Origin of the sequence: Burkholderia sp. AU16482, assembly GCF_002223285.1 — a bacterium.
In the GTDB taxonomy this organism is placed as follows: Bacteria; Pseudomonadota; Gammaproteobacteria; order Burkholderiales; family Burkholderiaceae; genus Burkholderia; species Burkholderia semiarida.
Map to the genome: position 1 here is coordinate 56,222 of NZ_NKEY01000005.1, position 23,581 is coordinate 79,802.

26 protein-coding genes and 1 pseudogene are annotated in these 23,581 nt (G+C 63.9%); 12 read left to right on the top strand and 15 right to left on the bottom strand.

Annotated features, from left to right (window positions below; genetic code table 11):
* Positions 1-4: 4 nt before the first annotated feature.
* From CFB35_RS17215 to CFB35_RS17225, 3 genes are all read right to left on the bottom strand, one after another.
* A complete protein-coding gene (locus tag CFB35_RS17215) occupies positions 5-2,608 on the bottom strand; it encodes a fimbria/pilus outer membrane usher protein (RefSeq protein WP_059576245.1) in 2,604 nt (867 codons plus the stop codon).
* Between the two features lie 210 nt (positions 2,609-2,818).
* Positions 2,819-3,559, bottom strand: a complete 741-nt coding sequence (locus tag CFB35_RS17220) for a molecular chaperone (RefSeq protein WP_059576242.1) — start codon at positions 3,557-3,559, stop codon at positions 2,819-2,821.
* Between the two features lie 111 nt (positions 3,560-3,670).
* Positions 3,671-4,231 (bottom strand): fimbrial protein, encoded by a 561-nt coding sequence (locus tag CFB35_RS17225; protein ID WP_059576239.1) that lies wholly within the window; start codon positions 4,229-4,231, stop codon positions 3,671-3,673.
* Positions 4,232-5,576: 1,345 nt separating this feature from the next.
* Between CFB35_RS17225 and CFB35_RS17235 the strand changes: the two genes are divergently transcribed.
* The 7 genes from CFB35_RS17235 (at position 5,577) to CFB35_RS17265 (ending at position 12,314) form a co-directional block, all read left to right on the top strand.
* A complete protein-coding gene (locus CFB35_RS17235) occupies positions 5,577-6,119 on the top strand; it encodes a CS1 type fimbrial major subunit (protein WP_059576236.1) in 543 nt (180 codons plus the stop codon).
* 102 nt (positions 6,120-6,221) lie between these two features.
* Entirely contained in the window at positions 6,222-8,477 is a 2,256-nt protein-coding gene (locus tag CFB35_RS17240; RefSeq protein WP_059576233.1) for a TcfC E-set like domain-containing protein, read from the top strand.
* Positions 8,478-8,510: 33 nt separating this feature from the next.
* Positions 8,511-9,197 (top strand): hypothetical protein, encoded by a 687-nt coding sequence (locus CFB35_RS17245; protein WP_059576228.1) that lies wholly within the window; start codon positions 8,511-8,513, stop codon positions 9,195-9,197.
* Positions 9,197-9,670: a hypothetical protein gene (locus tag CFB35_RS17250; protein ID WP_059576225.1), complete on the top strand. Its 474-nt coding sequence runs from the start codon at positions 9,197-9,199 to the stop codon at positions 9,668-9,670. Before CFB35_RS17245 ends, CFB35_RS17250 begins: the two co-directional genes overlap by 1 nt.
* Before the next feature lie 179 nt (positions 9,671-9,849).
* Entirely contained in the window at positions 9,850-10,836 is a 987-nt protein-coding gene (locus CFB35_RS34410) for a hypothetical protein (RefSeq protein ID WP_063892420.1), read from the top strand.
* 8 nt (positions 10,837-10,844) lie between these two features.
* Entirely contained in the window at positions 10,845-11,396 is a 552-nt protein-coding gene (locus tag CFB35_RS17260; RefSeq protein WP_059576219.1) for a hypothetical protein, read from the top strand.
* 180 nt (positions 11,397-11,576) lie between these two features.
* Positions 11,577-12,314, top strand: a complete 738-nt coding sequence (locus CFB35_RS17265) for a hypothetical protein (protein ID WP_063892419.1) — start codon at positions 11,577-11,579, stop codon at positions 12,312-12,314.
* A gap of 125 nt (positions 12,315-12,439) precedes the next feature.
* On the opposite strand, the gene CFB35_RS17270 is transcribed toward CFB35_RS17265, so the two are convergent.
* Positions 12,440-12,748, bottom strand: coding sequence for an AzlD family protein (locus tag CFB35_RS17270; RefSeq protein ID WP_059576216.1), 309 nt, complete (start codon positions 12,746-12,748; stop codon positions 12,440-12,442).
* Positions 12,741-13,475 carry an AzlC family ABC transporter permease gene (locus CFB35_RS17275; RefSeq protein WP_059576213.1) on the bottom strand — a complete coding sequence of 245 codons (735 nt, stop codon included), beginning with the start codon at positions 13,473-13,475 and terminating at the stop codon, positions 12,741-12,743. Before CFB35_RS17275 ends, CFB35_RS17270 begins: the two co-directional genes overlap by 8 nt.
* A gap of 125 nt (positions 13,476-13,600) precedes the next feature.
* Here CFB35_RS17275 and CFB35_RS17280 point away from each other — a divergent pair, with 125 nt between their 5' ends.
* On the top strand, positions 13,601-14,059 hold the full coding sequence (locus tag CFB35_RS17280; protein WP_006486309.1) for an Lrp/AsnC family transcriptional regulator: 459 nt from the start codon (positions 13,601-13,603) through the stop codon (positions 14,057-14,059).
* 226 nt (positions 14,060-14,285) lie between these two features.
* Entirely contained in the window at positions 14,286-14,855 is a 570-nt protein-coding gene (locus tag CFB35_RS17285) for a hypothetical protein (protein WP_059576210.1), read from the top strand.
* 73 nt (positions 14,856-14,928) lie between these two features.
* Here the strand turns inward: CFB35_RS17285 and CFB35_RS17290 are convergent, their stop codons facing one another.
* The 7 genes from CFB35_RS17290 to CFB35_RS17320 form a co-directional block, all read right to left on the bottom strand.
* Positions 14,929-15,216: a helix-turn-helix domain-containing protein gene (locus CFB35_RS17290; RefSeq protein WP_059576207.1), complete on the bottom strand. Its 288-nt coding sequence runs from the start codon at positions 15,214-15,216 to the stop codon at positions 14,929-14,931.
* Positions 15,203-15,544 (bottom strand): type II toxin-antitoxin system RelE/ParE family toxin, encoded by a 342-nt coding sequence (locus CFB35_RS17295; RefSeq protein ID WP_059576204.1) that lies wholly within the window; start codon positions 15,542-15,544, stop codon positions 15,203-15,205. Before CFB35_RS17295 ends, CFB35_RS17290 begins: the two co-directional genes overlap by 14 nt.
* Before the next feature lie 219 nt (positions 15,545-15,763).
* Positions 15,764-16,396, bottom strand: coding sequence for a LysE family translocator (locus tag CFB35_RS17300; protein ID WP_059576201.1), 633 nt, complete (start codon positions 16,394-16,396; stop codon positions 15,764-15,766).
* A gap of 134 nt (positions 16,397-16,530) precedes the next feature.
* Positions 16,531-17,400, bottom strand: a complete 870-nt coding sequence (locus CFB35_RS17305; protein ID WP_059576198.1) for a PASTA domain-containing protein — start codon at positions 17,398-17,400, stop codon at positions 16,531-16,533.
* Positions 17,401-17,506: 106 nt separating this feature from the next.
* Positions 17,507-17,839, bottom strand: a complete 333-nt coding sequence (locus tag CFB35_RS17310) for a DUF2322 family protein (protein WP_059576195.1) — start codon at positions 17,837-17,839, stop codon at positions 17,507-17,509.
* Between the two features lie 53 nt (positions 17,840-17,892).
* A complete protein-coding gene (locus tag CFB35_RS17315) occupies positions 17,893-18,072 on the bottom strand; it encodes a hypothetical protein (protein WP_059576192.1) in 180 nt (59 codons plus the stop codon).
* 31 nt (positions 18,073-18,103) lie between these two features.
* Positions 18,104-18,808, bottom strand: a complete 705-nt coding sequence (locus tag CFB35_RS17320) for a flavin reductase family protein (RefSeq protein WP_059576189.1) — start codon at positions 18,806-18,808, stop codon at positions 18,104-18,106.
* Positions 18,809-19,037: 229 nt separating this feature from the next.
* Between CFB35_RS17320 and CFB35_RS17325 the strand changes: the two genes are divergently transcribed.
* The gene (locus tag CFB35_RS17325) at positions 19,038-19,364 is read left to right on the top strand and encodes a thioredoxin family protein (protein WP_059576186.1); all 327 of its coding nucleotides are present in this window, start codon (positions 19,038-19,040) and stop codon (positions 19,362-19,364) included.
* A gap of 10 nt (positions 19,365-19,374) precedes the next feature.
* Positions 19,375-19,794: a secondary thiamine-phosphate synthase enzyme YjbQ gene (locus tag CFB35_RS17330; RefSeq protein WP_059576183.1), complete on the top strand. Its 420-nt coding sequence runs from the start codon at positions 19,375-19,377 to the stop codon at positions 19,792-19,794.
* 58 nt (positions 19,795-19,852) lie between these two features.
* Here the strand turns inward: CFB35_RS17330 and atsR are convergent, their stop codons facing one another.
* From atsR to CFB35_RS17345, 3 genes are read right to left on the bottom strand one after another with little or no spacing between them, the layout of a single operon-like run.
* The gene (gene atsR, locus CFB35_RS17335) at positions 19,853-21,673 is read right to left on the bottom strand and encodes a hybrid sensor histidine kinase/response regulator AtsR (RefSeq protein WP_059576179.1); all 1,821 of its coding nucleotides are present in this window, start codon (positions 21,671-21,673) and stop codon (positions 19,853-19,855) included.
* Position 21,674: 1 nt separating this feature from the next.
* A complete protein-coding gene (locus CFB35_RS17340) occupies positions 21,675-22,178 on the bottom strand; it encodes a molybdopterin-dependent oxidoreductase (protein WP_060314774.1) in 504 nt (167 codons plus the stop codon).
* 48 nt (positions 22,179-22,226) lie between these two features.
* Positions 22,227-23,099 carry a helix-turn-helix domain-containing protein gene (locus tag CFB35_RS17345; protein ID WP_059576173.1) on the bottom strand — a complete coding sequence of 291 codons (873 nt, stop codon included), beginning with the start codon at positions 23,097-23,099 and terminating at the stop codon, positions 22,227-22,229.
* Positions 23,100-23,460: 361 nt separating this feature from the next.
* On the opposite strand from CFB35_RS17345, the pseudogene CFB35_RS17350 reads away from it, so the two are divergent.
* Positions 23,461-23,581: pseudogene (locus CFB35_RS17350) on the top strand (sel1 repeat family protein); the annotation flags it as partial.

Consider the following 23,581-nt stretch of genomic DNA (forward strand, 5'->3'; position numbering starts at 1 on the left):
CCGGTCAGGGTTTAGCGCAGACGCCGGCGATCTGGCTATATCCGTTCGAACCGTGCTTGCCCTGTCGAACCGGAAGGTCGTACGAGATGCGGCAGGACGAATTCGCGTCGTCGGCCCACTTGACGGTGAGTTCGCCGTGGGCGTCGAGCCCGCGCGCAAAGATCTTGCTTGCCTGCCCGACGACGCCGAGTTCCTTGCCCGATTGGTCGTACACGGTCGCGCCGAACGGCAACGGCGCGCCGTTCGCCTGCCGCGCCTTGATGACGATCGCGCGCCCCGTATCGGTCGCGAACTTCAGCAGCGGCACGGCGCCGGCGCGCGGCGCGACCTGCTGGCTCGTCTCCTTCAGCTCGACATCCATCGAGATGCCCTTCGGGTCGAGCTCGACCGTGTTCAGGTTGTAAGGCGTCAGATACGGCACGATCGCATAACCGCGACCGTCGACGCGCACGCCCGACGCATTCGTGATGCGCGCGCCGGCAGCGCCCGGCGCCTCGACGATCCCGAACGTTTCGGACAGCGGCTGCGACAGCGTGATGCCGCCGCCATGCGCGACCGCCGCGCCGCGGATGCCGATCGACCCCTGCTGATAATCGCCGCTCGCGCTGGCGCTCGCGCTGAGTTCGGCGAAGCGTGCACGGTACGTGGCGCTGCCGCCGCCGTCGGTGCTCGAACTGCCGGTATCGGACGCGTGGTTCACGTTGACGCTGTACGACAGCGCATTGTCGACGCCGAGCGAATCCGACAGCGTCGTCTGAACCTGCGTACGGCCGCGGGTATCGTGCGTGACGCTGCCCGACACCGTCGTGGGCCGCGATCGGCCGAGCGGAATCGTGACGCTGACGTAGTACAGCGTGCTCATTTCGCCGCCCTGGCTGCGCTGCCGCGCGGCCGACAGGTTGTACGAAATATTGCGGTACGCGTTGTTGTAGCTGACCGAATAGCTGGTGTCGGAGCCCTGGCGATTCCAGTAGTCGGAGGCCGACGCGGTGACGCCGAGCTGGCCGCCCTTGTCGCCGAGGCGCTGACTGAGGGTCAGCGACGCGCGATTGCGCTGACGCCAGATCGAGTCGACAAGCCCGCCCTCGCGCACGGTGTCGCGTGTGCGCATCGCGTCGTTCAGGCCGAAGTAGCCGCTCGTCGAGTAGCGGTACGCCGCGATCGCGATATCGGTATTCGTCCGCGCGATCGTTTTCGAATAGCTGACCCGCATGCTCGAGCCGTTGAAGCGCTTCACGCCCGGGATCGATGTGGTCGCATGCGTGATGTCCGCACCGAACGCGCCGATCGACGTATTGAGCGCGGCGCCGACCATCGCGGACACATAGCCGGTCGCGGCCGTCACGCCGCCATAGCCCGTGATGAGGTTTGTCAGGCCGCGCTGGTACGTGGCCTGCGCGAACAACGGATGGCTGCTGCCCTGCGGATTGCGCAGCGAGCCGACGGAAAAGCTGTAACGGCTGATGCCGGGTCGCAGCGACATCGGAACGGCCGCGTACGGCACCGAGAACGCATGCACGGAGCCGTCGGCTTCGGTGACGGACACCTGCAGGTCGCCGCCATAGCCGGTCGGATAGAGGTCGTTGATCTCGAACGCACCGGGCGCGACGGTCGTCTCGTAAAGCATCACGCCGTTCTGGCGAATCGTGACCTTCGCGTTGGTGTTGGCGATGCCGCGCACCACCGGCGCGTACCCGCGCAGCGAATCGGGCAGCATGCGATCGTCCGATGACAGTCGCACGCCGCGGAACTGCGTGGAGTCGAACAGGTCGCCGGACGTGTAGGTTTCGCCGATCACGAGCTGCGACGACAGCGACGGGAGGTCGCGCTGAGCGTAGGTGGAAATGTCGTCGTACTGGCTGCTCCCTTGCGACGACCAGCTATACGAGCCGTCGTGGCGGAAGTGCCAGTTACCGACGTTCACGCCGCCGCTCAGGCCGAGATACCCTTGCGTCTGCGTCGAGCTGCCGCGGTTCTTCGAGCCGTAGAGGTTGAAGTTGTAGCCGAGCATCGCGACCGGCACGCCCGAACTCCACTGGTCGGGGCTCACGTAGCCACGCGCCTGGTGCGCGAGCGACGCTTGCGGGATGCTCAACGTCAGCGTCTGCTCGCTGAAATCGAACGCGGCGCTCGCTTCCGGAATGACTTGACCGATGCGGCGGCATTCGCCTGCGACGGCGAGTTGCGCGACGAGCTCGGGCGACAGTTTGCGGAAATCGACGCCGATGCGCTTCAGCATCTTTTCGTCGAAGCAAGGCTGCGCGTCCGGCGTGCCGGGCGCGGCCTTGAACGGGACGTCGTACCGGCCGATCCAGTCGGCGCCGACGTAGAGGTCGACGCTATATTCGCCCGGCAGCGCGACGTTGCCGCGCGCATAGCGCGACAGGTCGACCTGCCTTCCGTTGCCGTTGCTCAGGAAGCCGGGATCGAATTCGACCTGCGCGAACTCCGTCTGCGCGACCTGGATCGGCGCGGGCAGAGACGGCGGGGGCGTTTCCGCACGCGCGTTTTGCGACCACGCGCCGATGCAGGACAGAACCAGCACGTAGATGGGCTTGAGGTGCGGCATGCCGGGCACGTACGTGCGCACATGTCGATTCGAAGTCATTCCCAGCTGCTCCTGTCGTGATCGGGTGCACGGCGCCACGCGCAAAGCCCGTTACGGGCTGCGTGTTTCGCGGCATCGCTCGGCGTTCGTTGCAAATAGAAAAATCGGTGTTGTTCGCGAGGCCTGGCCTCCGACGAAGATGTGAAGCGGCGGTGCGCGTTGCGATTGCGGATGTCGAACCCGCAGCGCGCGGCGCGGCTGGGTATCGCGTCAGTGCGCTATCGAAACGGGGCGCTCGTTGTCCGACGACGAACCCCAGTCGTCGATACTGCCGAACGAGGCCGTCGCACCGCTCGACGGCAGCGCGCCGAGTTGGTTGACCGGGAACTGTTGCGTGCCGCCGGGCAGCACGTATCCCATCCCCGCGTCGTATTGATGGCCGGCGGCCTTCAGCGACACGCTGCCCAGATTGACGACGTAGGGCGTCGGATTGCTGGCCTGCAGCGCATACCCTTCGCCAGCCTTGACGAGGCTCCAGTTCAGTTGCTTCGGCGCGGCGCTGGCGTTGCCGGTCAGGCCTTCCGGGCGGAACATCACCTTGATGCGCGAGCGGAACGCGATCTGAAGCTGGTTGCGGTCGTTTCCGGGCGCCGCTTTGGGCGGGATCTCGAGCACGTTGAGCCAGAACAGCGATTCCTTGTCGGCCGGAAGCGGTTCGCGCGTATAGATCATGCGCAGCGTCTGCCCTTTGCCGGGTTCCATCCGGAACATCGCGGGCGTCAGCGTGAACGGGACGTCGATATTGTCGGGAGACGCGTTCGGGTCGCCCTTGTCGAGCCATGCCTGCACGAGCACGGGTGCCTTGCCTTCGTTCGTGAGCTTGACCGTGACCTCGCGGTCGTTGCCCGGAAAGACCACGCGCGTCCCGGAAATCACCACGTCGGCGCAGGCGTGGGACGTGACGAGGGCGGAAAACAGCGCGAACGTCGAAAAATATTTTGCGGACAGCATGGTCAACTCCGGTAAATATGTAGTAGTTCTTATCAGGCGGAATGCCGAGGAGCCGGAAAGGCCCGGCCGGAAGTCTTTTTGGAAAAGCCCCTCGGATTCCGTTGCGATCGATTACTGGTAGGTCAGCGAGTACTGAACCTTCGAGTTGGCCTGGCCGGCGGTGGCCGCGGCTGTTGCGTAGTACTCGGCGAAGTAGTTCAGCGTTGCCTTGCCGTCTGCCGCGATGTCAACGAGCTGACCGCCTTGATCGCCCATCGCGCCGATCTTGATCGGCGTTTGCTTGTCGTTGAGCACGTTGATTTCGACGTTCTTTGCGGCATCCGTGCCGCCGTCGAGCGTCAGGCGGCCGGTCGACTGGTTGACGTTCGAGCCGGATTCGAACACGACGCCGACCTTCGTCGGGTTCGCGCCGCCGGAGGTGCAGCCTTCCAGCACCACGGAGAACGGCGTGCGGCCCGCCGTCTTGCCCGCCTCGCCGAGCGTGTTCGCGCCGATCTTCGGCAGCGTCACGGCAATAGTGTTGGCCGAGCCGTTCGTCACCTTGCAGGTCGAGGCAATGACGCTGCCCGTGAACGTGATCGTGCCGTCGGATGCATGCGCGGCCGAAGCGGCAGCCAGACCGGCGGCAGCCAGGATCAAGGAAAGAGCATGAGTGCTTTTCGTGATTTTCATTAATCTAGTTCCAAACGGTGATTGATATGAGGGTGAAATGCGAACGCGAGAGCCGCTGCGGAGCGGGTGCGCGATGAATGTCGGCATGTGCATTTCAAGACGGATTTTCCAGATATGGGAAGGAATGGTGAATGGGACGGCATCCAAATTGACGGGAAAATAACTAGTACAAGTACTAAATATGTAAAAGGCGGTGTAGATTTTTAGGAAAGTCTTGTAAATTGTTAAATCCTGCGCGTGGGGCTGGCCAATCGATTCGGCGCGAGAACGGATGCGTTGGCTCCGTTGCCTGCTTCAACAACGGTTCAGTCACGGTTTGCGGCCAGGACACCGGTTATGAGGCGGGGTCGAAGACGGTTATCAGGATGCGGACGGTTTTCCCGCCCGCCGTGACAGTCATCCGTGATTGTTGCCGTCGGCAGGCGTTACAAGCGGGGCCAGGTGGCGCCTGAACCGATTGTTGGCGATCGTCATGGAGCACCCGGCACGGCCGTCACGAAGCATGCTCGGCCGATCGGCGAAGCGAGCAAGACATCGGGCGTGGACGCACATGCCCGCGGCGGAGAAGCCGGCTACGCCGGGCAGGGCCACGAGCAGCAGACCGAACCGGATATGGCGCGGCGTCCGCTCGTATCTGACGACGTACCGGCGAGCATGATCGAATGCCCGCGATTCCGCGGTGACCTGATGCATTCATGTCGGGTTATGGTGCTTACGCCTTGACATCTATCGCTTGAACGACCGGCCATACTTCGTCATGCCCCCCCACGGGTTGGCGCATCGTGTAAATCATTTCGGGCGTTCGCCGGCCCCGTGGCAAGCTCCGCGCAGTCGCGTTTCCCACCGCCCGTCGTGGCGCCGACGCGCCGCACGCTCGATGCAGGCCTCCCGCATGGCACCGGCACCTCAGTCCCTACGCGCCCACACGTGATTTCGTGCTGACGCGCTCGCCCGGTGCGTCACGGTCCGCCTTTCGGGAACGCCGCGTCCGGCGCCACAAGCCGCGTCGCGGATCGTCCACCATTCGCTGCCAACTTCCGGATTTTGTCATTCGATGCAACGTACGGCGACGACGTGCGTGCGATTCGCTCGACCAAAACTTTAATCATCTCGCTCGGAACATTGTCAAATCGTCCTGACAATCAACGATTTAAAGCCACGAATCTATATTTTTCGTACTTGTCCTATCTGATTTGCCGTGCAAATTCGAAATCGTCCAGTTTATCGACTTTGGCAACATTCATAAAATATCAACAGTGGAATTCATTCTTCCACGCGTCGGGTTTCGATCGGTTAGCTAATCGAAATTCGCTCCGAAATCAATTCTTTACATAGAGATCATTCGATGAAACTCAACAAAATTGCGCTGGCACTGGGTATGGGCGCTGCACTGTTCGGCATGGCGCAAACGGCACAGGCGCAAACGGCAAAGCTCGACTCCGTTTCGAAGAAGATCACGCTGACGGCGCAGATCAACGACGCCATGTTCGTGTCGAAGCCGGACGGCTCGACCTGGTACGGCACGGAAGAACTGAATGCCACGGACTACAAGCAGAAGCAATTCACGAAGACGCTGCCGATCCGCATCTGGACGAAGAACCCCGACTTCAACGTGTCGCTCGCGCAAGAGCTGAAGATGTCGAGCGGCAGGTACGAGATGAAGAACGCGCAAGTGACGCTGTCGAGCAACGGTGGCGACAAGGCGGTCGCGTTCGGCTCGACCCAGAAGATCACGCAAGTGGCAAAGACGCTCGATGGTTACGACGAAGTCCACAACCTGAAGATCGACGTCGAAGCGCCGGACATGATCGGTACGAACAGCACCAACGGCAGCTACAGCGGCGATCTCGTGATGGTGTTCGAGCCGGTCGCAGCCGCCGCTCCGTAATCGTTCCACCTGGAGCCCCGATTCGATCGGGGCTCGCTTCCTGTCGAGTTCCCATGGCCGCTCGTCCAAATCCCAGTCCTCCATAGAAGAGAAGAAATCAGCGTGATCGCCTATCAAGCTCCTTTCCGTTTCAACAAGCTGTGGCTGGGTGCGTTTCTTTTTGTTTCGTCGCACTCATTCGCAGAACTGAAGGTCACGTACGGGGTGCCAGAGGGGTTCAGTGCGGTCGAACTCGACGATAGCGCGAATTATGTCGGGACGTTCAACGGGCGCACGCTGCCGGGGTTCATCAGTTATTCGTCAGCCAACACGTCGCTCCAGTTCGATGCGGCCAAGTATGCGGCGAACGGCATCTCGCCCGACGACGTCGACACCATCCGGGAAGTCATCTCGAGGCTCGACTACAAGCGTTGCAGCAAGGGGTGCGACGTCGAGATCGCCGGGTACTACGTCACGGTCGACAAGCTGAAGCGGTCGATCGCGATCCGCGATTCGCGCGAGGACTACATCGCGCCGGAAACCGGTTTCGGGCTGGTCAACAACCAGGCGGTCGACTTGCGCGCGTCGTCCGACGGGTACCGTGCCGTCAACGTGAGCGGCAACACGTACGTCGGGCTTCCGTTCCAGAGCTTCGGCTACATGAGCTGGTACGCGAACCGTTCCGAAACGCGCAATTACAGCGGCGGCCAGCAGGGGCTGTCGTCGTACTACCTGCAGAAGAACTTTTCCCGCACGTACTTGCGGGCAGGCAAGCAGAACAATATCGACTACGAGGCCGGATCGGTCAGCACGCTGCTGACGCCGAGCTTCGACCAGTTCGTGACCGTCGGCAGTCAGACCCATCTGCGGGTCGACGCCAACACCGGCTCGCTGATCCTCTATTCATCGGCCGAAGGCAACTACGAGTTCTACCGGAATGGCCGGTTGATCCTGAAGCGGCCGGCCGTGCTCGGCCGCAACGAGATCAGCTTTGCCGATTTGCCGGGCGGCTACTACTCAGTCGAGATCCGGCTCGTCGACCGCAACGGTAACGTGGTCAACCGGGAAACCCGCGAGGTCAACAACCTCAATTTCGGTGCGAGCAGCGGCAACGCATGGCACGTGACGGCCGGCAAGGAGATGGGTACCGGCGGCTATCTGCTCGAAGTCGCGATGAGCCGGAACTTCAAGCAGTTCTATCTCAACGGATCGATGCTGGCCGGCCAGAGCGGCAAATGGGCGGCCGAAGTCAACGTCACGCGGCCGACGCGGCTGGGCGGGGTCGACGTCACGCCCACGCTGGGCCTGTTGAGCGGGGAACGCAGCACAGGCGGCTACGTCAACCTGTCGGTGGCGAGCGAGGCGCTCGGCAGCCTGATGGTCAGCCGCTATCAGAACACGAACGTGTCGCGCTTCTACTTCGGTCAGCCGAGCACGGGTGTGTCCTACAGCCGCCTCTTCCGCGGGGTGACGTTCAGCTACAACTATCAGCGCTCGAAATTCAGCGAGTCGCAGCAGGCCGAGGCGCGCTGGAACTACCGGCCGAACGGTCTGTGGGGCACGTTCGCGCTGGGCGTCCAGAAGGGCAGCTATCAGGGCAGCGGCGGCTATGGCGTGTATTTCAACATGACCATGGTGCTGGACAAGGTGCAGGGCAGCTTCAGCGCCGCGCATGCGCGCGGGCAGACCCAGCTCAGCGGCGACGTTCGCAAGGATTTCCAGGACAGTTTCGGCACGACGTCCGTCGGCCTGTCGGCGAGCCGGATCGGCACCGACTACGGCGTGAACGTCTACGGCACGCGCTCCGGCACGCGCGGCGACGCGTCGCTGAACCTCGGGCAAAGCAGCTCGGGCAGCAACGTCGACTTCAACTATCGCGGGATGGTCGCGGCCAGCAAGCAAGGCGTGGCGTTCGGGCGCTACAGCTCGAGCGGCAGCGCGATGTTGTTGAAGACGCCGAATATCCCGGGCATGAAGTACGGCTTCAACGTCGAGGGCAGCCCGGTTGCGGGCAACAGCACGTATGCGGTGCCGCTCAACGCTTACGCCGACGTGCCGTTCGCACGCGTGATCAGCAATAGCGAAACGATCGACATGAACGTCGAAGTGCCGGCAAACATCGTTCGGGCTCACCCGGGCCAGGTTTATGCGGCGAAGGCGAAGGTCGACATCAACATGGTGTACAGCGGTTTCCTGAAGGATATGAACGGCAACCCGCTGAGCGGGAAGTTGCTTGAAACCGGCGACAAGGTGCACCCGAACGGTTTGTTCTCGATAGTGAGCAAGGAGATGCTGTCGCAGATCACGCTCGACCAGAACGGGCATCGCTACACGTGCAGCCTGAAAGACGCCAACGGAAACGACTTCCGTTGCCAATGACGATGCATTCAACCATATCCAGGAATTGACGACATGATCCACAACTTGCGAACCACGCTTCCGATTCTATGTGGCCTGCTGATTGCGGCGTCTCAACCGGCCAAGGCCGAAGGCGAGCTGATGGTGATGCCGGCCACGACCAAGGTGTTCAGCGCTCACGATCAGCACGTCACCGTGAAGAACATGGGCGACGCGCCGCTCTATCTGACGATTTCGGCCCAGAAGGTGCTGAATCCGGGCAAGACGCCCGAACAGAAAGAGGACATCGGCAACCTGCCGCATCCCGGCATGCTCGCGAGCCCCGACAAGCTGACGCTCGGGCCGAACCAGACGCGCTCGATCGTGCTCAAGTCGCTCGTGGAGCCGGCCAGTGAGGAACTGTATCGGCTCTATATCTTGCCGGTCAGATCGCTGAAGGTCGACGACGCGCCGCAAGACAGGATCACCGCGCCGATGTCGGTAGCCGTCGGGTATGGCGTGCTTGTCCGGCATATGCCGCCCCCCGGCAAGCAACGTAGCGGCTGGACGCATCGCTGCGAAGATGGCGGCCTCACCCTCGAAAACACCGGCAACGTGCGGGAAGTCTTCACCGATGTGAAATACGACCAGGCGCCTACCGCTCAAACCATTGCCGTCTTTCCGGGCACGCCGCAGCACTTCGCGACGAAGCGGATGTCGCTGACGGTCGACGACAAACCGCACACGCTGGAGTGCTCGTGATGGGCGGTGCGTCGCGCATTGCACTGGGGACGTTGGCGGCGCTCATGTGCACGTGCAGCATGGCCGCCGGCGTCCTGAAGCTGTCGCGCGCGGAGTTGACACTGGAGCCGGGCCAGCCGGCGGGCGAGCTCTACGTCGAGAACGCCGGCGATACGCCGCTCTATCTGGATGTCGAACAACATCTGCTGCTCAATCCGGGCGATACGCCGGAGCGTCTGGTGCCGGTCGGGGATGTGGAGAAGCCGACCCTGCTGGTGTCGCCTGGTCGATTGGCGGTGGCGCCCGGGCAGAAGTATCGCATCGGGTTGAAGGTGCTGGCCGTGCCGTCGCAGACGAACGTGTGGCGGATCACGTTCAGGCCGAACGAGCGGATTCTCGTCGATGCATCGTCGAGCGACGGTGCGCCGGCACCGTTATTCGTCAATGTCGGCTATGGCGTGGTGATCTACCAGCACGGGGCGGCGAAGCACTGAATCGTCCATGCGACGGCATGGGCTTGCGCCTTCGGCGCCGTTGAAGGTGTGAGCAATCGCGTATCGCGCGCCGGGCCGACGAAGGTGTCCGTCATGTTGCCGTATCCGCCAGCACGCGGAAATGTGCGATCGGGTGAGATGGTGAAATGGATTGAATATTAAGCGAAAGGATTAAATCGATGGGCAGGATAGAAATCATCAAGTACTGGCGGAGTTGTGCGTTGGCTGTATGTCTTTCCGTGCTTTCATTTAATGCATCCGCCTTCATACTCGAAACCGCGAAAGTCATCGATAGCTATAGCGCGTGCAGGTGGAAGAACAATGGCGATGGAACCAGCACGCTCGGTGTCACGATAAAATTCCGCCCGGCCGCCGGCAATCACGGGAATGTGGCATACGTCTCCCGAGGGATACTGGTGTACAACTACGATCGCATGGGAAATCTGAGGCCCAGTACCACGGCGGCCAAACGTATTATACTGAATGGCAGCTATAATTTTTCGTCTTATGTCGGAGACGGTTACGCCATTTATTATGGTTTGTCGACTGAGTGGAGAACTGAGAGAGCTTTTACGGCCAACATCGAGGTATTGATCGACAATTCCCAGATAGCGGACTGGCCTGGAATGTCCCTTCGTGCCGCCAACTACACGCAGGGTAACGATTTCGGCGAGGTAACGGGCGCAGCCTATCTCACCATGGCGAGCACCGACGGTACCTGCATCGTGCTGGACCCTGCGAAGCCGCCGCCACCGGCGCCGTCGTTTGTTCTCGACACGGTCGCGCCGGATTGGGATCTCGGCGAACTGCCGCGAGGGGAAAGCCAGAAGACGCTTGCCGGTGCATCGCAGCAGCTCTGCTTCACGTACACGGGGTTTGCCAGCTCTGGCAATTTCGTCATTAACGCGACGAATGCGAACGGAATGTCCGGTAATCGCTATCTGCTCAGGAATACCAGCAAGCCGGAGCAAACCGTTCCGTACAGCGTGACGCTGAACGGCGGCAGCGCGAATTTCCCGTTACCGAACATCGGCGCCAGCGCGATCAGGCTGAACACTGGCAATCGCACGTGTTTCGTGCCGACATTCAAGACGTCCGTTGGCATGTCCGCGGGGGCTGGCGACTATAGCGACGTGCTGTTGTTCACGGTCGTGACGAAATCGTAGGAGTGGACATGAAGAAAATCATCCTGAGCGGATCGTTGGCGGTTCTGGCTTTGGTGCCGACGTTTGCGTCGGCGCAAGTTGCGGCGCTCACCGGCAAGACCGAAAGCAGGGTCACGGCAAAGGTGATTCGCCCGAACAATCTGATCATCACCGACGACAAGGGCGGCTGGTTCGGGCAAGGCCTGACGATGCAGCAGTTAGGCGCGTGGGATACCCCTTACGAGGTGAAGGCGCGCCTGCGCGTCGTATCGACGACGGGCACGTTTCAGGTCCGCATGGACCAGCCGCTGGACATTCGTAACCAGGCGAAACCGACGCTCGCGTTCCGGAAGCCGGTCGTCAGCATGGGCGCCGAAAACGCCGCCCTGAAGCAGTTCACCGTCGGGCAGGCGATCGAATTCGTGAATCCGGCGCCACCATCCGAGGAAATCGACTCGGAAGGCTACTATACGCTTGACGTTTCCGCGTATCCGCCGGAAGGCGATTTCAAGAGTACGACCGGAACCTATACAGGTACGCTGTCGCTAGTCTTCGAGCCGATCGTGCCGAAACAGAAATAGCGCGGCCGCTGCTCGCGGCATCGCCGCCCGGGTTCATGATCGTTCGCCCGCGCGCGAGCGGTGCATTTTACCGATCGTCGTTGATTTCGCTTTTTCGAGCATGACGCGCACGTGAGCGATAACCGGCAAGACGCCCCTCCGGCATGTTTCAGCACGATGCCGATTCACCGAGACGCGAACATGAAACTGCACACATTCTCTTTTTCGATTGTGCCGATTGCGGTAGTGATCGCCGGGTTCATATCGAGCCCGGCGCTTGCCGCGATCGACGTGCTTCCGAAGGAAATCACGGTTGGCTCGAATACGACGAACGTAGAGATCGTCAACAACGGCGACCGGCCCGAGTACGTGACCATTTCGCTGTCTCGTCTGCTCAATCCGGGCGTGCCGCTGGACGACGAGAAGCTCGAACCCGTCGGAACCCTGGCCAGGCCGGCGCTGTATGCGTATCCGTTCAAGCTGAGTCTTGCGCCCGGGCAATCCAAGAAGATCGTGTTGAAAGCGCTGCAGCCGGTGCAGAACGAAACGGTATATCGGCTGGACGTCAAGCCCGAAATCAAGGTGTCGACCCAGGAGCAGCAGAACACAACCGGCAGTATTGTCGTCAACTTCGCATTCCGCGCACTCGTGCGCCAGTTGCCCGAGAGTACGCGCGAGGCACTGTCCGTCGCGTGCGATGCGCACGGCGCGCTTCTGACGGCGACCGGCAACATACGCTATGCGGTGAAGGATGCCACGGTCGACGGGCAGGCAGTGCCCCGCTTCAATGTCTACCCGGGGGTGCCGCGGCCGCTGCAAGGTCGTGTCGTCGAGATTCCGGGGTATCCGGCGTGTCGCGGCGATTCCGCCCTGCCGGGCGCGAAACCGTCCCGCGTCGACGGACTGCCGCCAAGCTTTCTATCAACTTCCTCGAACTGAGCTTCCCCCCCGGCTCTTCGCGTTTCAACGGCCCCGGATGATGCCGCGGCTTCCCCCCGTCCACTTCCGTCCACCGCGTTCGTCGTGTCGCGGAATGGATTGCCGGTGCGGCCGGCCGGCCCCGCTCAGCCGAGCAGGTAGCGCAGCAGGCCGGCCGACACGACGCCGACGATGACGGTCGGCAGGATCGACAGGCGCGTCGCCGCGAGCAGCGTGATCGCGAGCGCGAGCAGGTCGGCGGGGCGCGTCGACACGAAGGCCGGCGCGATCACCGAAATCAGCACGCAGCCGGGCACGTTCTCCATCACCGAAGCCATTCGCCGGCTCAGCGTGCGATTGCGCAGCAGCACATAGCCGAGAATGCGCGACAGGTACGTGGTCGACGCCATCAGCACGATCGTCGCGACCGTGCTGAAATCCGGAAGCTCAGGCATCGCGCGGCTCCCACAGCAGCGCGGCGATCAGCCCCGCGCACGCGCCGGCCGCGACATACCACGCACCGGGCAGCGCGAGATGGGTGGCTGCCGCGACGACGAGGCTGACGAACCACGGGCGGCTCGCGCGCACGCCTTTCCACATCCCGCGCAGCAGCACCAGAAACACGGCCGTGAACGCCATGTCGAAGCCGTACTGTTCGACGTTGCCGATCGTCGGGCCGACCGCCGCGCCGAGCGTCGTCATCGAGATCCACGTCAGATAGAGCCCCATGCAGATGCCCGCGTAATAGGGCACGCTGATGTGCGTGGCCGAGCGCTCGCGCGCGTCGGCGAGCGACATCGCCCAGCTCTCGTCGCACATGAAGAACAGCGCGACGAACGCGCGGCGGCGCGGCAGGCGCCGGATATAAGGCTCGAACGCGGCGCCCATCAGGATGTGGCGCGAATTCACGAGAAACGACATCGCGACGATCAGCGCGATATGCGGCGGCGACGTCCACAGATGGATCGCCGCGAATTCGGAGCCGCCGCCGAAGTTCAGGCCCGTCATCATCGGCACCTCGAACAGGCTCAGCCCTTTCTGCGCGGCCTGCGCGCCCAGCACCAGCGCGAACGGCACGAAACCCAGCATGACGGGCAGCGCCGCGCGCAAACCGCGACCCATCTCGGCGACATGGGCGGGCCTGTCGCGAAGCCCGGACGACGTTGAAACGCTACTGCTCATTACTCCTCCTTCGGGGGAGGGATTGTCTGCTTTTTTGACTCGAATCGGGTTGCGTTGTGGCCAGATTTTTCTCAGAATTTGGCATTGAACGCGTGATACGCGAATTTTTTGGAATCGGGTGCCAAATGAAGCTTGACGCTATCGACCGCCGGATCCTGAGCGCGCTGCAGCGCGACGGCCGCATGCAGAACGTGGAACTCGCGCACGAGGTTGGGCTGTCGCCGTCGCCATGCCTGCGGCGCGTGCGGCTCCTCGAGGAAGCCGGCGTGATCGAGAAGTACGTCGCCGTGCTGAATCCCGCGAAGGTCGGCAAGGGGCTGACGATCTTCACGCGCGTGTGGCTGAAGGGGCAGGACGCGGAATCGGTGAACCGTTTCGCCGAGGCCGTCCAGCAGATGCCGGAAGTCGTCGAATGCCACCTGATGGCCGGCGACTGCGATTTCCTGCTGCGCGTCGTCGCGGCCGACATCGACGATTACCGGCGCTTCCAGATGGAATATCTGACGCGCATTCCCGGCGTGCTGAGCGTGAAGACCGATATTCCGATGCAGAAGGTCAAGCTCACGTCGGCGCTGCCGACCTAGCGCGGAGTGGGCGCGTGGCGGCGCATCGATGCGCGGTCATCGCGCGGTGACAATCGCCCGATAAACTGATGGGGTGGGTCGCGTCGCACCGGATGAGCCGTGCGATCGCGCACTGTTCGATGTGCAAGCAACTAACGGTCAATGCCGATGCAGTCGGCCCAGCGGCGCGGCGTGGCGCGCCGGGTCGTGCGTCGCAGCGGATACGTTTTTTCCTGTCGAGTCCTGCATGCAGCCATTCAATACGCCGTGGAATTCACTGGAAATCGTCAAGCTCGTGCTCGGCGTGCTGACGCCGTTGTCGGTCGCGTGCCTCGGCTGGCTCGTCGCACGCCGGCTGAAGCGGCTCGAACTCGTGCAGTGGACCAACCAGCGGCTGATCGAGAAGCGGCTGGCGCTGTACGACACGGTCGCGCCGCAGCTCAATGCGCTGCTGTGCTTCTACACGTGGATCGGCTACTGGAAGGACATCTCGCCGGACGACGTGATCCGCGCGAAGCGCGACCTCGACCGCACATTCCACATCTACCGTTACCTGTTCGACGATGACGTGTACGACGCATATCACACGTTCATCCATGCGCTGTTCGAGATGCATACGGGGCCGGGCCGCGACGCGCGGATCCGCTCGCTGATCCAGGCGCCCGACGGCGACCGGAGCGTGCACGGTTCGTATGAATGGAAGCCGGCGTGGTCGGAGCGTTTCGCGACCGCGAACGTCGTGCCGAAGGACGACGTGCTGAAGCATTACACGCAGTTGATGGAGCGGCTGCGCGTGGCGCTGGGCGCGACGCGCTGACGGCTTCGGCGCTCGCGCGCCATGCCGGTATTGAAATCCGTCATGGAAGCCGACCGTTTCGAGCGTGCGTGATTCAGGCGAACGAGATCACGAGCCTCTTGCCGCAAGCCGCCGCATACTTGCGCAGCGTATCGACGGACGGGGAATGCTGCCCCGTTGCGAGCGCACGCTCGAGTCGCGTAATGGCGGGCGCTTTCGTGCCCATCCGTTCCGCCACATCGGCTTGCGACAAGCCAGCCTCTCGCCGCGCAGCCAGCATCGCGTCGAGCAGCGCGAATTCCTCGCGATTCAATCGTTCGTATTCCGCGCGCACCGCGGGGTCGGCCAATGCCCGCTCACGTAGTTCCTTATACGTTGCCATCTCGAACCTCCTTCAATCGACGACGCGCGATTTCCAGTTCCTTCAGAGGTGCCCTTGGCGTCTTCTTCACGAAACAGTGCAGCATGACGATACGCCACTCGACGATCGCGCAGTAAAACACTCGGGCAATACCTTCCGCGCCCTTCAATCGCATTTCGTACAGGCCGTTTCCCATCGGTCGGGAGTGAGGCTCCCCGAGATTCGGACCGTACCGTTCCATGCGGTCAGCGAGTGCAAAGTACCGGGCAAGCAGCGTTGTCGGCAACGACGCGACTCCCGCCGCTACACGGTCGTTGAAGAACTGGATCTCGTAACCATGAGTCGACATAGTAACAAATATGTTATGTTGCGACAAGAACGACGACGGGCCGCAGATGCGGACACAGGCGGTTGGTCACACGTGAGGGAGTTCGCGACCGTATTTCTTGGGTCGGAGATATCGATGTCGATGACGATGCACGGAACCGAGCGCGCTCGGGAATTCGGGCCCGGGAAGCAGCGCGACTCGGTGTCAGCTTGGAGTGGGTACTACGGATTCGCGACGGGGTTAGTTCCGCCCCGCCACCGCGAGCCGCGCCGCCAGCCCCACGAACACGGACCCGAGTAGATACTGCGGCACCTTCGACGGCCGGCGGCGCGCGCCGATCCGCTGGCTCAGCCGGCTCGCGGAGAGAATCACCGCGCCGTTCACGACGATCCCGATCAGGTTGAGCACCGTCGCGAGCACGAGAATCTGCACGGCGATCGAGCCATGTTCGGGCCGCACGAACTGCGGGAACAGCGCGAGCACGAACAGCGCCATCTTCGGGTTCAGCAGGTTCGTCGTCAGCCCTTGGCGGAAGATCGTCGCGGTCGAGTGGCGACGTTGCGACGCGACGGGCGACAGCGCGGTCGCATCCGAACGGAAGGTTTTCCACGCGAGATACAGCAGATACGCGGCGCCAGCGAAGCGCACGACGTCGTACGCGAGCGGCACCGCGACGAAGAGCTGCGACAACCCGAGCGCCGCAGCGAGCGCATGGCAGTAGGTGCCGGCCTGAATGCCCGCGAGCGTCGCGAAGCCTGCGCGCCGGCCCTGGCTCACGCTGCGGGACGCGATCAGCAACATGTCCGGGCCGGGCGTGGCGGTGAGCGCGAGACACGCGCCGGAGAACAGCGCGAGCGTGGAGAGATCGATCATGGCGGCCCCTTTTGCCGGTGCGGCGTTAAAGGGAGGTCAGTTTAGGAGGGCGCCCGAGGCCGGTCAATCGAGCGAACGGACGATGGCCCGATGGCCAGACGGCACGCATCGCGCGTGTGCCGCCTGCACGCCACTCACTGTTTGCGGCAAGCAACCTGATAGTCGATCACGGTGTTCTCGGAAGGCTTGTCCGGCGCGCCACCCACCGTGGTCACGCCGAGCACGCCGGCCGCGTTCCGGTAGCGCAGCGCGCAATACCCGACGCCGGTGCCCGAGCACGCTTCGGCTTCGACGATGCCGTGCTTCGCGAGCGTTGCAGCGCCATCCGCCGCGTCCGGCTTTTCGCGCGGACGCAGCGGCTGCCAGCCATGCGCGATCAGCATCTTGCGTGCCGCGTCGAGCGGCTTGCCATACACGTTCGGCACGACCGCGCGGCCGTTGCAGTGCGTACTTTCGGCGGCGACGCGGGTCAGCCGCAGGCCGCCGCTTTCCGCGTGCAACTCGCCGACGGGCGCGCCGGGGCCGTCGCCGCCCCAGACGAGCAGCGCGCCGTTTTCCAGACGATCGACCGAGCCGAGCTGCCAGCCGGCCTTGCGCGCGGTGTAGCCGAGCGCGACGAGCGTCGTGCCGTCGAAGACGCCGATATTGCCGTTGCGCGCGAAGCAGATCGCGCTCGTGCCGGCGTTGAATCCGCTTGCGAAGGTCACGACCGTATAGCGCCCGAGCGGTGCCTCGGACGTCACGATCCAGTCGCGCTGCGCGACTTCGCGGCCGGCGGCCGTGGTCGTTTTCGCGCGATATTGCGCGCAGAACGGATCGAGCGCACCGCTTTCAGGCGAGTGCGGCAGCGTGCCGAGCGGCACGAGCGACGCGCCGGCGATATCGGAGCCCGTGCGCAGCGGCTCGGCCGATGCCGCGCCGCCGAACGTGGCGCCGGCTAATACCGCGATCGAAACGATCGAAGCAAGATTGCGGGCGAGCGGTGAGGCAACGGAAAGGAACACGCGGGCTGTCTCCGGGGAAAGTGGGGCGGGCGCGGCAATCGCGTTTTTCCGCCCGTCCATCACGGTTGCGCGCACCGCCAGGCGGCACGCGCGTGTCGCCAACGACTCAGCCCTTCGCGACCACGTCGATGCGCAGCGCATCGCCGCCCGCGACGATCGCCAGCAGGCGATCGACGTTCGGATGCGCGCCCGGACGATTGCGCGCGTCGGCCGTATGCTCGGCGAACACCGCGAGGCCGTGCTCGGCCGCTTTCGCGTCGAGCGTGCCGAACGCCTGCTTCAGATAGTGGTACACCGCGAGCGAGCCCTGCTTGCCGGGCTGATTCTCGATGGTCGCGACCACGTCGCCGTTCGCGCCGACGAGATCGATGCGCGCGATGCCGTCGATGGCCGGCAGTTGCGCGAGGTTGTCCTTGAATACTGCGGTCGGTTGAATCACTGAAAACACTCCGTCGGTTCGGTCATGGGCCCAGATGCGTGGCCGGCCGTATCTTATCCGATCGGCGCCGGCGCGCCGGCCGTGCGCCACGCGAGCGCCGCGCCCGCGAGCTGTAGCGTGCCGCCCGTCAGCATCGCGACTCGCAGCCCGGTCGCACCACCGCCGCACGCGTCGTACAGCGCGCCCGGCATCGCCCCGCCGAATACCGCGCCGGTCATCCGCGTCACGTTCATCAGCGATGCCGCCGTGCCGGCGCGTGCGGCGTCATGACCGCACGGAACCGGTCAGTACGCCCGCCTCGCGCGAGCGCTCGATATCGGGGCTGCGATACGCATGCTCGGGAATCTCGGCGAGCCGCGACGCATGCACCTGCCGGGGCGCCAGCCCGTAGAACTTCTGGAAGCTCATGATCAGCGGCGACCACTTGTCGGGATCGATGCGGTCCGGATGATCGTCCATCAGCAGGTCGGGATGCACGTGCACACGCTGGATGCGCACCTCGAACACACGAATGCGGCCGCGCAGGTCGGGCATGTCGTCGCCGATCCCGTGCGTGGCCGCGACGACCGCCTCCAGATGCACCGGGCATTCGAGCGCGCGTGGCGGTGCGACGGTTTGCGACGCGGCCTCGGTGAGCCCGGCCGTGCCGAACTTGTCGGGTTCGAATGCGTAGCCTTTCGCGCGCTTGCCGTCGGGCACCGGATACGTGCCCGTCGTGCGCGCGATCCGGTCCACGGCGTCCGCCTGCGCCGACGACGGCAGGTTCAGCACGCATTCGCCGTTGCGCAGCAGGTTGCGCGTGGTCTGCGAACTGGCGGCGATGCCGATCACGCCGCGCCAGCCGAGCCAGAACGCGGACGAGATCGGCGCGAGATTGGCCGTGCCGTTTTCATTGAGCGTGCTGACCAGCACGACGGGCGTGCCGAAGTAGAGGATGTTCGGTTCGGTGACGCAATGGGGCGCGTTCATGGTCGAGTCCTTCGGTGACGGGTCAGTCCGCATGCTGATCCTGTCGCGGCGGCGCGGCGCTCCGATTCTTGTCGTGTCATTCCGAAGGGTGCGCAAAGGGGCACGGGTACCGCGCCGGGCCGACACCGGCAGCGGCCGGGCTTTTCCGCTACAGTAGGAAATCGAAGGCCGCGCGCCTGCCTCACGCCGACGCGCGCGGTCGCGTTTCGCCAACGTACACGAGGGCCCGATGGACACCGAGCAACGCTACACCGCCAACGCGCCGACCCGCGCGGAAGTCGACGCACTGGGCGGCGCAACCGTCATCGAATTCGGCGCGAACTGGTGCGGGATCTGCGCAGGTGCGCAGCCCGCGATCACGGCGTCGTTCGCCGCGCATCCTGCCGTGCGGCACCTGAAGATCGAGGACGGCCCCGGCCGTCCGCTCGGCCGTTCGTTCGGCGTGAAGCTGTGGCCGACGCTGGTATTCCTGCGCGACGGGGTCGAAGTCGCGCGCGTCGTGCGCCCCACCGACGCGAAGCAGATCGAAGCCGACGGCTTCGCCGCGCTGGCCTGAGGTCACGGCGATGCAACAGGCCATCACGCACATCGGCGTCGATACGCGCGGCAGCGGCCTCGTCGAAGTCACGCCGCAGGTACGCGCGTTCGTCGATCAGCAGGCGATCCGCACCGGCCTGCTCACCGTGTTCTGCCGCCATACCTCGGCGTCGCTGCTGATCCAGGAGAACGCGGATCCGTCGGTGCGGCGCGATATCGAACGCTATTTCGCGACGCTCGCGCCCGAGGACGACACGCGTTACGAGCACGATACCGAAGGCGCCGACGACATGCCCGCGCATCTGCGCACGGCGCTCACGCAGGTGCAGTTGTCGATCCCGGTCGAGCATGGGCGTATGGTGCTCGGCACGTGGCAGGGGATCTATGTGTTCGAGCATCGCCGCGCGGCGCACCGGCGCGACATCGTGCTGCATCTGATCGGCGAGTAGGCGAGCAGGCGAGTGGCCGGGCAAGCGCGAAGCGCGCGATGCCGCGCCGGCGTGCGGCTCAGGCGAGCAGCTTCTCGACGAGCGCGCCGAGTTCGCGCAGGTGGACGGGCTTCGGCAGGAACGCGTCGAACACCCGCTTGTTCTCGCGCAACGCGGCCGATTCATACGCGCTGACGCCGAGGATCGCCGGATGCCGGCCGTCGCCGTCGGGTTGCGCCACCGCGCGAATGCGCCGCGCCACGTCGAATCCGCTCAGGTCCGGCAGTTCGAGATCGAGCACGACGAGGTCGTAGCGCCCCGAACCGAAGCGCGCGACGCCCTCCTGCCCGGTGCCGCACAGGTCAGCCTCGATGCCGAGCGCGGACAGCATCGCGCCGAGCGTTTCGCGCGCGTTGTCGTTGTCGTCGACCACCAGCGCGCGCCGGTCGCGTTGCGGAAGCGCGGGCGGTAGCGCGGGCGCGTCCCCTGCTGCGTTGCCGGCCGGTTCGACGCCGGGTGCTTCGACCGGCAGCGTCACGACGAACTCGCTGCCTTCGCCGACCACGCTGCGCACGTCCACATGCCCGCGCAGCGTCGTCACGATTTCGCGCACGACCGCGAGCCCCATGCCGATCCCGTCCACGTGCAGCCCGACCGCGTCGTTCGCGCGATAGAACGGCTCGAAGATCTTCGGCAGATGCTGCTTCGCGATGCCGGCGCCGGTGTCGCGCACGGCGATCCGCACCTGCTCGCCGGCCGGCGCGTCCGCGAGCGTGATCGCCACCGTGATCGAGCCGCCGACGGTGTACTTGACCGAGTTCTCGATCAGGTTCGACAGCACCTGCCGCAGCAGCTTGCGATCGGAGCGGATCGCGAGGCCGGGCGGCTCGACGAGCTGCGTGACCGCGATCCGCTTGGCCGCGATCTTCCCGCGCAGCGGTTCGAGCACTTCGGCGAGCAGCGGCGCGATGCCGACGGTATCCAGTTCGGCGACGCGTTTCGTCGAGCGCAGCTTGATGTAGTCGGTGAGGTCCTTGACGAGCGCTTCCAGCGACAGTGCGGAATTCTGCAGCCGCCGGATCGTCTTCAGGTTCGCGTCGGACTGCGGGCGTGCCAGCAGGATCTCGATCGATCCGCAGATCGCCTGCAGCGGCGTGCGCAGTTCGTGGCTGACCATCCCGAGGAACGCGTTCTTCGCCTCGATCATCTCGAACGCGCGGTCGGACGCCTTGCGTTCCGCATCGAGTGCCGCGTTTTGCCGCGCCAGCAGGTCGTCGCGCGTACGCATCGTATAGAACAGCAGCAGGAACAGCGCGCACAGGATCACGCCGAGCACGATGCCGAGGATCAGGATCGCGCGCTGCTTTTCCTTCAATTGATGGAACGTGAAATCGCGCTGCGCCATTTCGATCGCGCGGAAGTAGTTCGCGAGGCCGTTGACCTTCGGCCAGTACGCATTGACTTCGTCGATCACCTGATGCGCCTGCTTCGGCGCGTCGCGCAGCAGCGGCACCTCGCGCTTCAGGCGCGTCATGAATTCGCCGAGCGCGTCGATCTCGTTGCGCGCGCGCGGGATGCGCAGCCAGTATCGGGACACTTCCGACGGCCGCTGCAGGAACCCGAACGACACCGACAGGCTGTCGAGCTGCATCTGCACGTGATCGAAATCGTCGTCCTCGCGCGTCGCGTAGAGAATCAGCTGCCGGTCGAAGCGCGTATAGACGTTGCGGTATTGCGCGGCGGTCCAGAACACGCCTTCGCGCGGCCCCTCGAGCACGCCCTCGTTGACCGAGGTGGCGAGGAGATCCCACAGCAGGAACGCCCATGCGGTGAATCCCGCGATCCACAGCGAGCCGAGGATCAGGATGATCTTTCTGTTTCTCCAGCGCCGCCGCGTCATGTCACTTCACGGTCAGGCCGATGATCTGCCACGCGAATTTGGCTTCGCCGAGCGGCGTCTTCAACTCGTCGGGATACTGATCGCGCGGATACATGATCCACAGCGGGCCGTAGTTGTCGTTGCCGAGCACCTTGCCGTTCATCGTCCGCGCGAGGATCACGCCGTACTTGTCGGCATCGGAAACGGGAATCGTGAACGTGTATTCGTCGATGCAGTGGAATTCGATCTGCGTGCCCTGCGCGCCGACCGTCTTCAGCACGTCGGACAGGCGCGGGCCGGTGAAGGTCGCCTTCGGCGTCCAGCTCGTCGACGTGACGATCGTATGCTGCGGCAGCGCCATCAGCGCCGGCTCGGAAAAGACGTAGGCCGTTTTCCCCTGCTGATTGCTCTTGCTGATCTTGCCGTCGACGGTGAACGTGAACGACGACGCGGCCCATGCCGCGGCAGTCATTCCGAGCAGGCAGGCCGCCAGCACGGTCTTGATCCAGATGGTTGAAACGCGCATGTCTTTCCCTCGGTCTGGTGGTTCGTGTAGTGGTGTGTCGCTCCGGCTTCAGTTCGCGGCGGCCGCGCCCGGCAGCGTGAGCTTCAGTTCGCGCGCGACTTCCGCGAACAGGATCGGCAGGCGCACCGGCTTTTCCTCGCAGCGCGCGTTGTAGTGCGACACGATGTGCGCGATCTCGTCCTCGCTCGCTTCGCCGGTCGAGATCTTGCCGGTCAGCAGGAAGATCGGCGCGCCGCTGTTCTCGCTCGAGCGGATGCCGCGCACGAGCTCGGCGGCCGTCTGGTCGCCGAGCATCCAGTCGAGGATGTAGCCGTCGAAATCCTCGACTTCCAGCGCCTTGCGGAAGCTCGCGCCGTCGAAGTACGGGATCGCGTTCACGCCTTTCTCGATGAAATATTCACAGACCGTTTCGGCGACGTCGTGCGAATCGTCGACTACGGCGATCCGCGCGGCATACACGTTCGGCTGCGCCGAGCGCAGCTCGATCACGTCGACCGGATACGTGCGCCCCTCGCGCGCGTGTGCGCGCTCGGTGACGATCCATTCGCCCTGCCACTGCAGCGCGACGAAATCCGTTTCGATCTGGCTGGTGGCCTTCGTCGAGATCGCGGCGCGGCAGCGCAAGCGCTTCGATTCGATCACGAACGTCGCGTCGATCATCTCGGGCGCGGCCGGCTGCATGCCCTTGTCGTCGAGCAGGATCGCGGGCGGCACGCCGAAGTGCGTCGCGATGTCCTGCAACTGCGACAGGTTCCACGGGATCAGGCCTTTCATCTTGCGCGTGACGACCGAGAAGCTCAGGCCGAGCACGTTCGCGATCGTCGTGTTGTGACTTCGAGGCGGAATGCCGTTCCGGTTCAGGAGATCGCGCACCTTGTTGGCGGTGATGAGATCGACGTTGGCCTGCTCGGTGGTGGACATCTCGAGGGGGTCTCCAAGGGTTTTGGCGAGGAAGAGCATATCAAAGCTGACGCGCCACGCAAACTTTAAACGCGCGATGGAACTTGACATGCCATTTTTCTCCATTATTATTGCTCACCACGTCACTATTGTTTGTCGCGTCATGTTTGGAGGTCGATGCCGGCCATGGGCGGGCGGCGAAAAGCGGCGGCAATAAACAGTGACGGAACGATTCGAAGAGAGAACCTGAGAGAGCCTTGGGATGCGTGTCGGCGTTGGCGGATGGAATTGTATCCGGTGCGCCGCACGCAACCGGGTACGAGCTCACGGGGTGGATAGCTCGAAGCATTGCGGTGCCAATAAGAACCTGAGGATAGTACCCATGTATCGCCGTTTACTCGCACCGGGGCTGCTGTTGCTGTTGGCCGCCTGCGCGCAGGATCCGTCCATCACCAGCAGCACGGTACGGATCTGCGACGACACGGGGTGTTCCGATCGCCCTA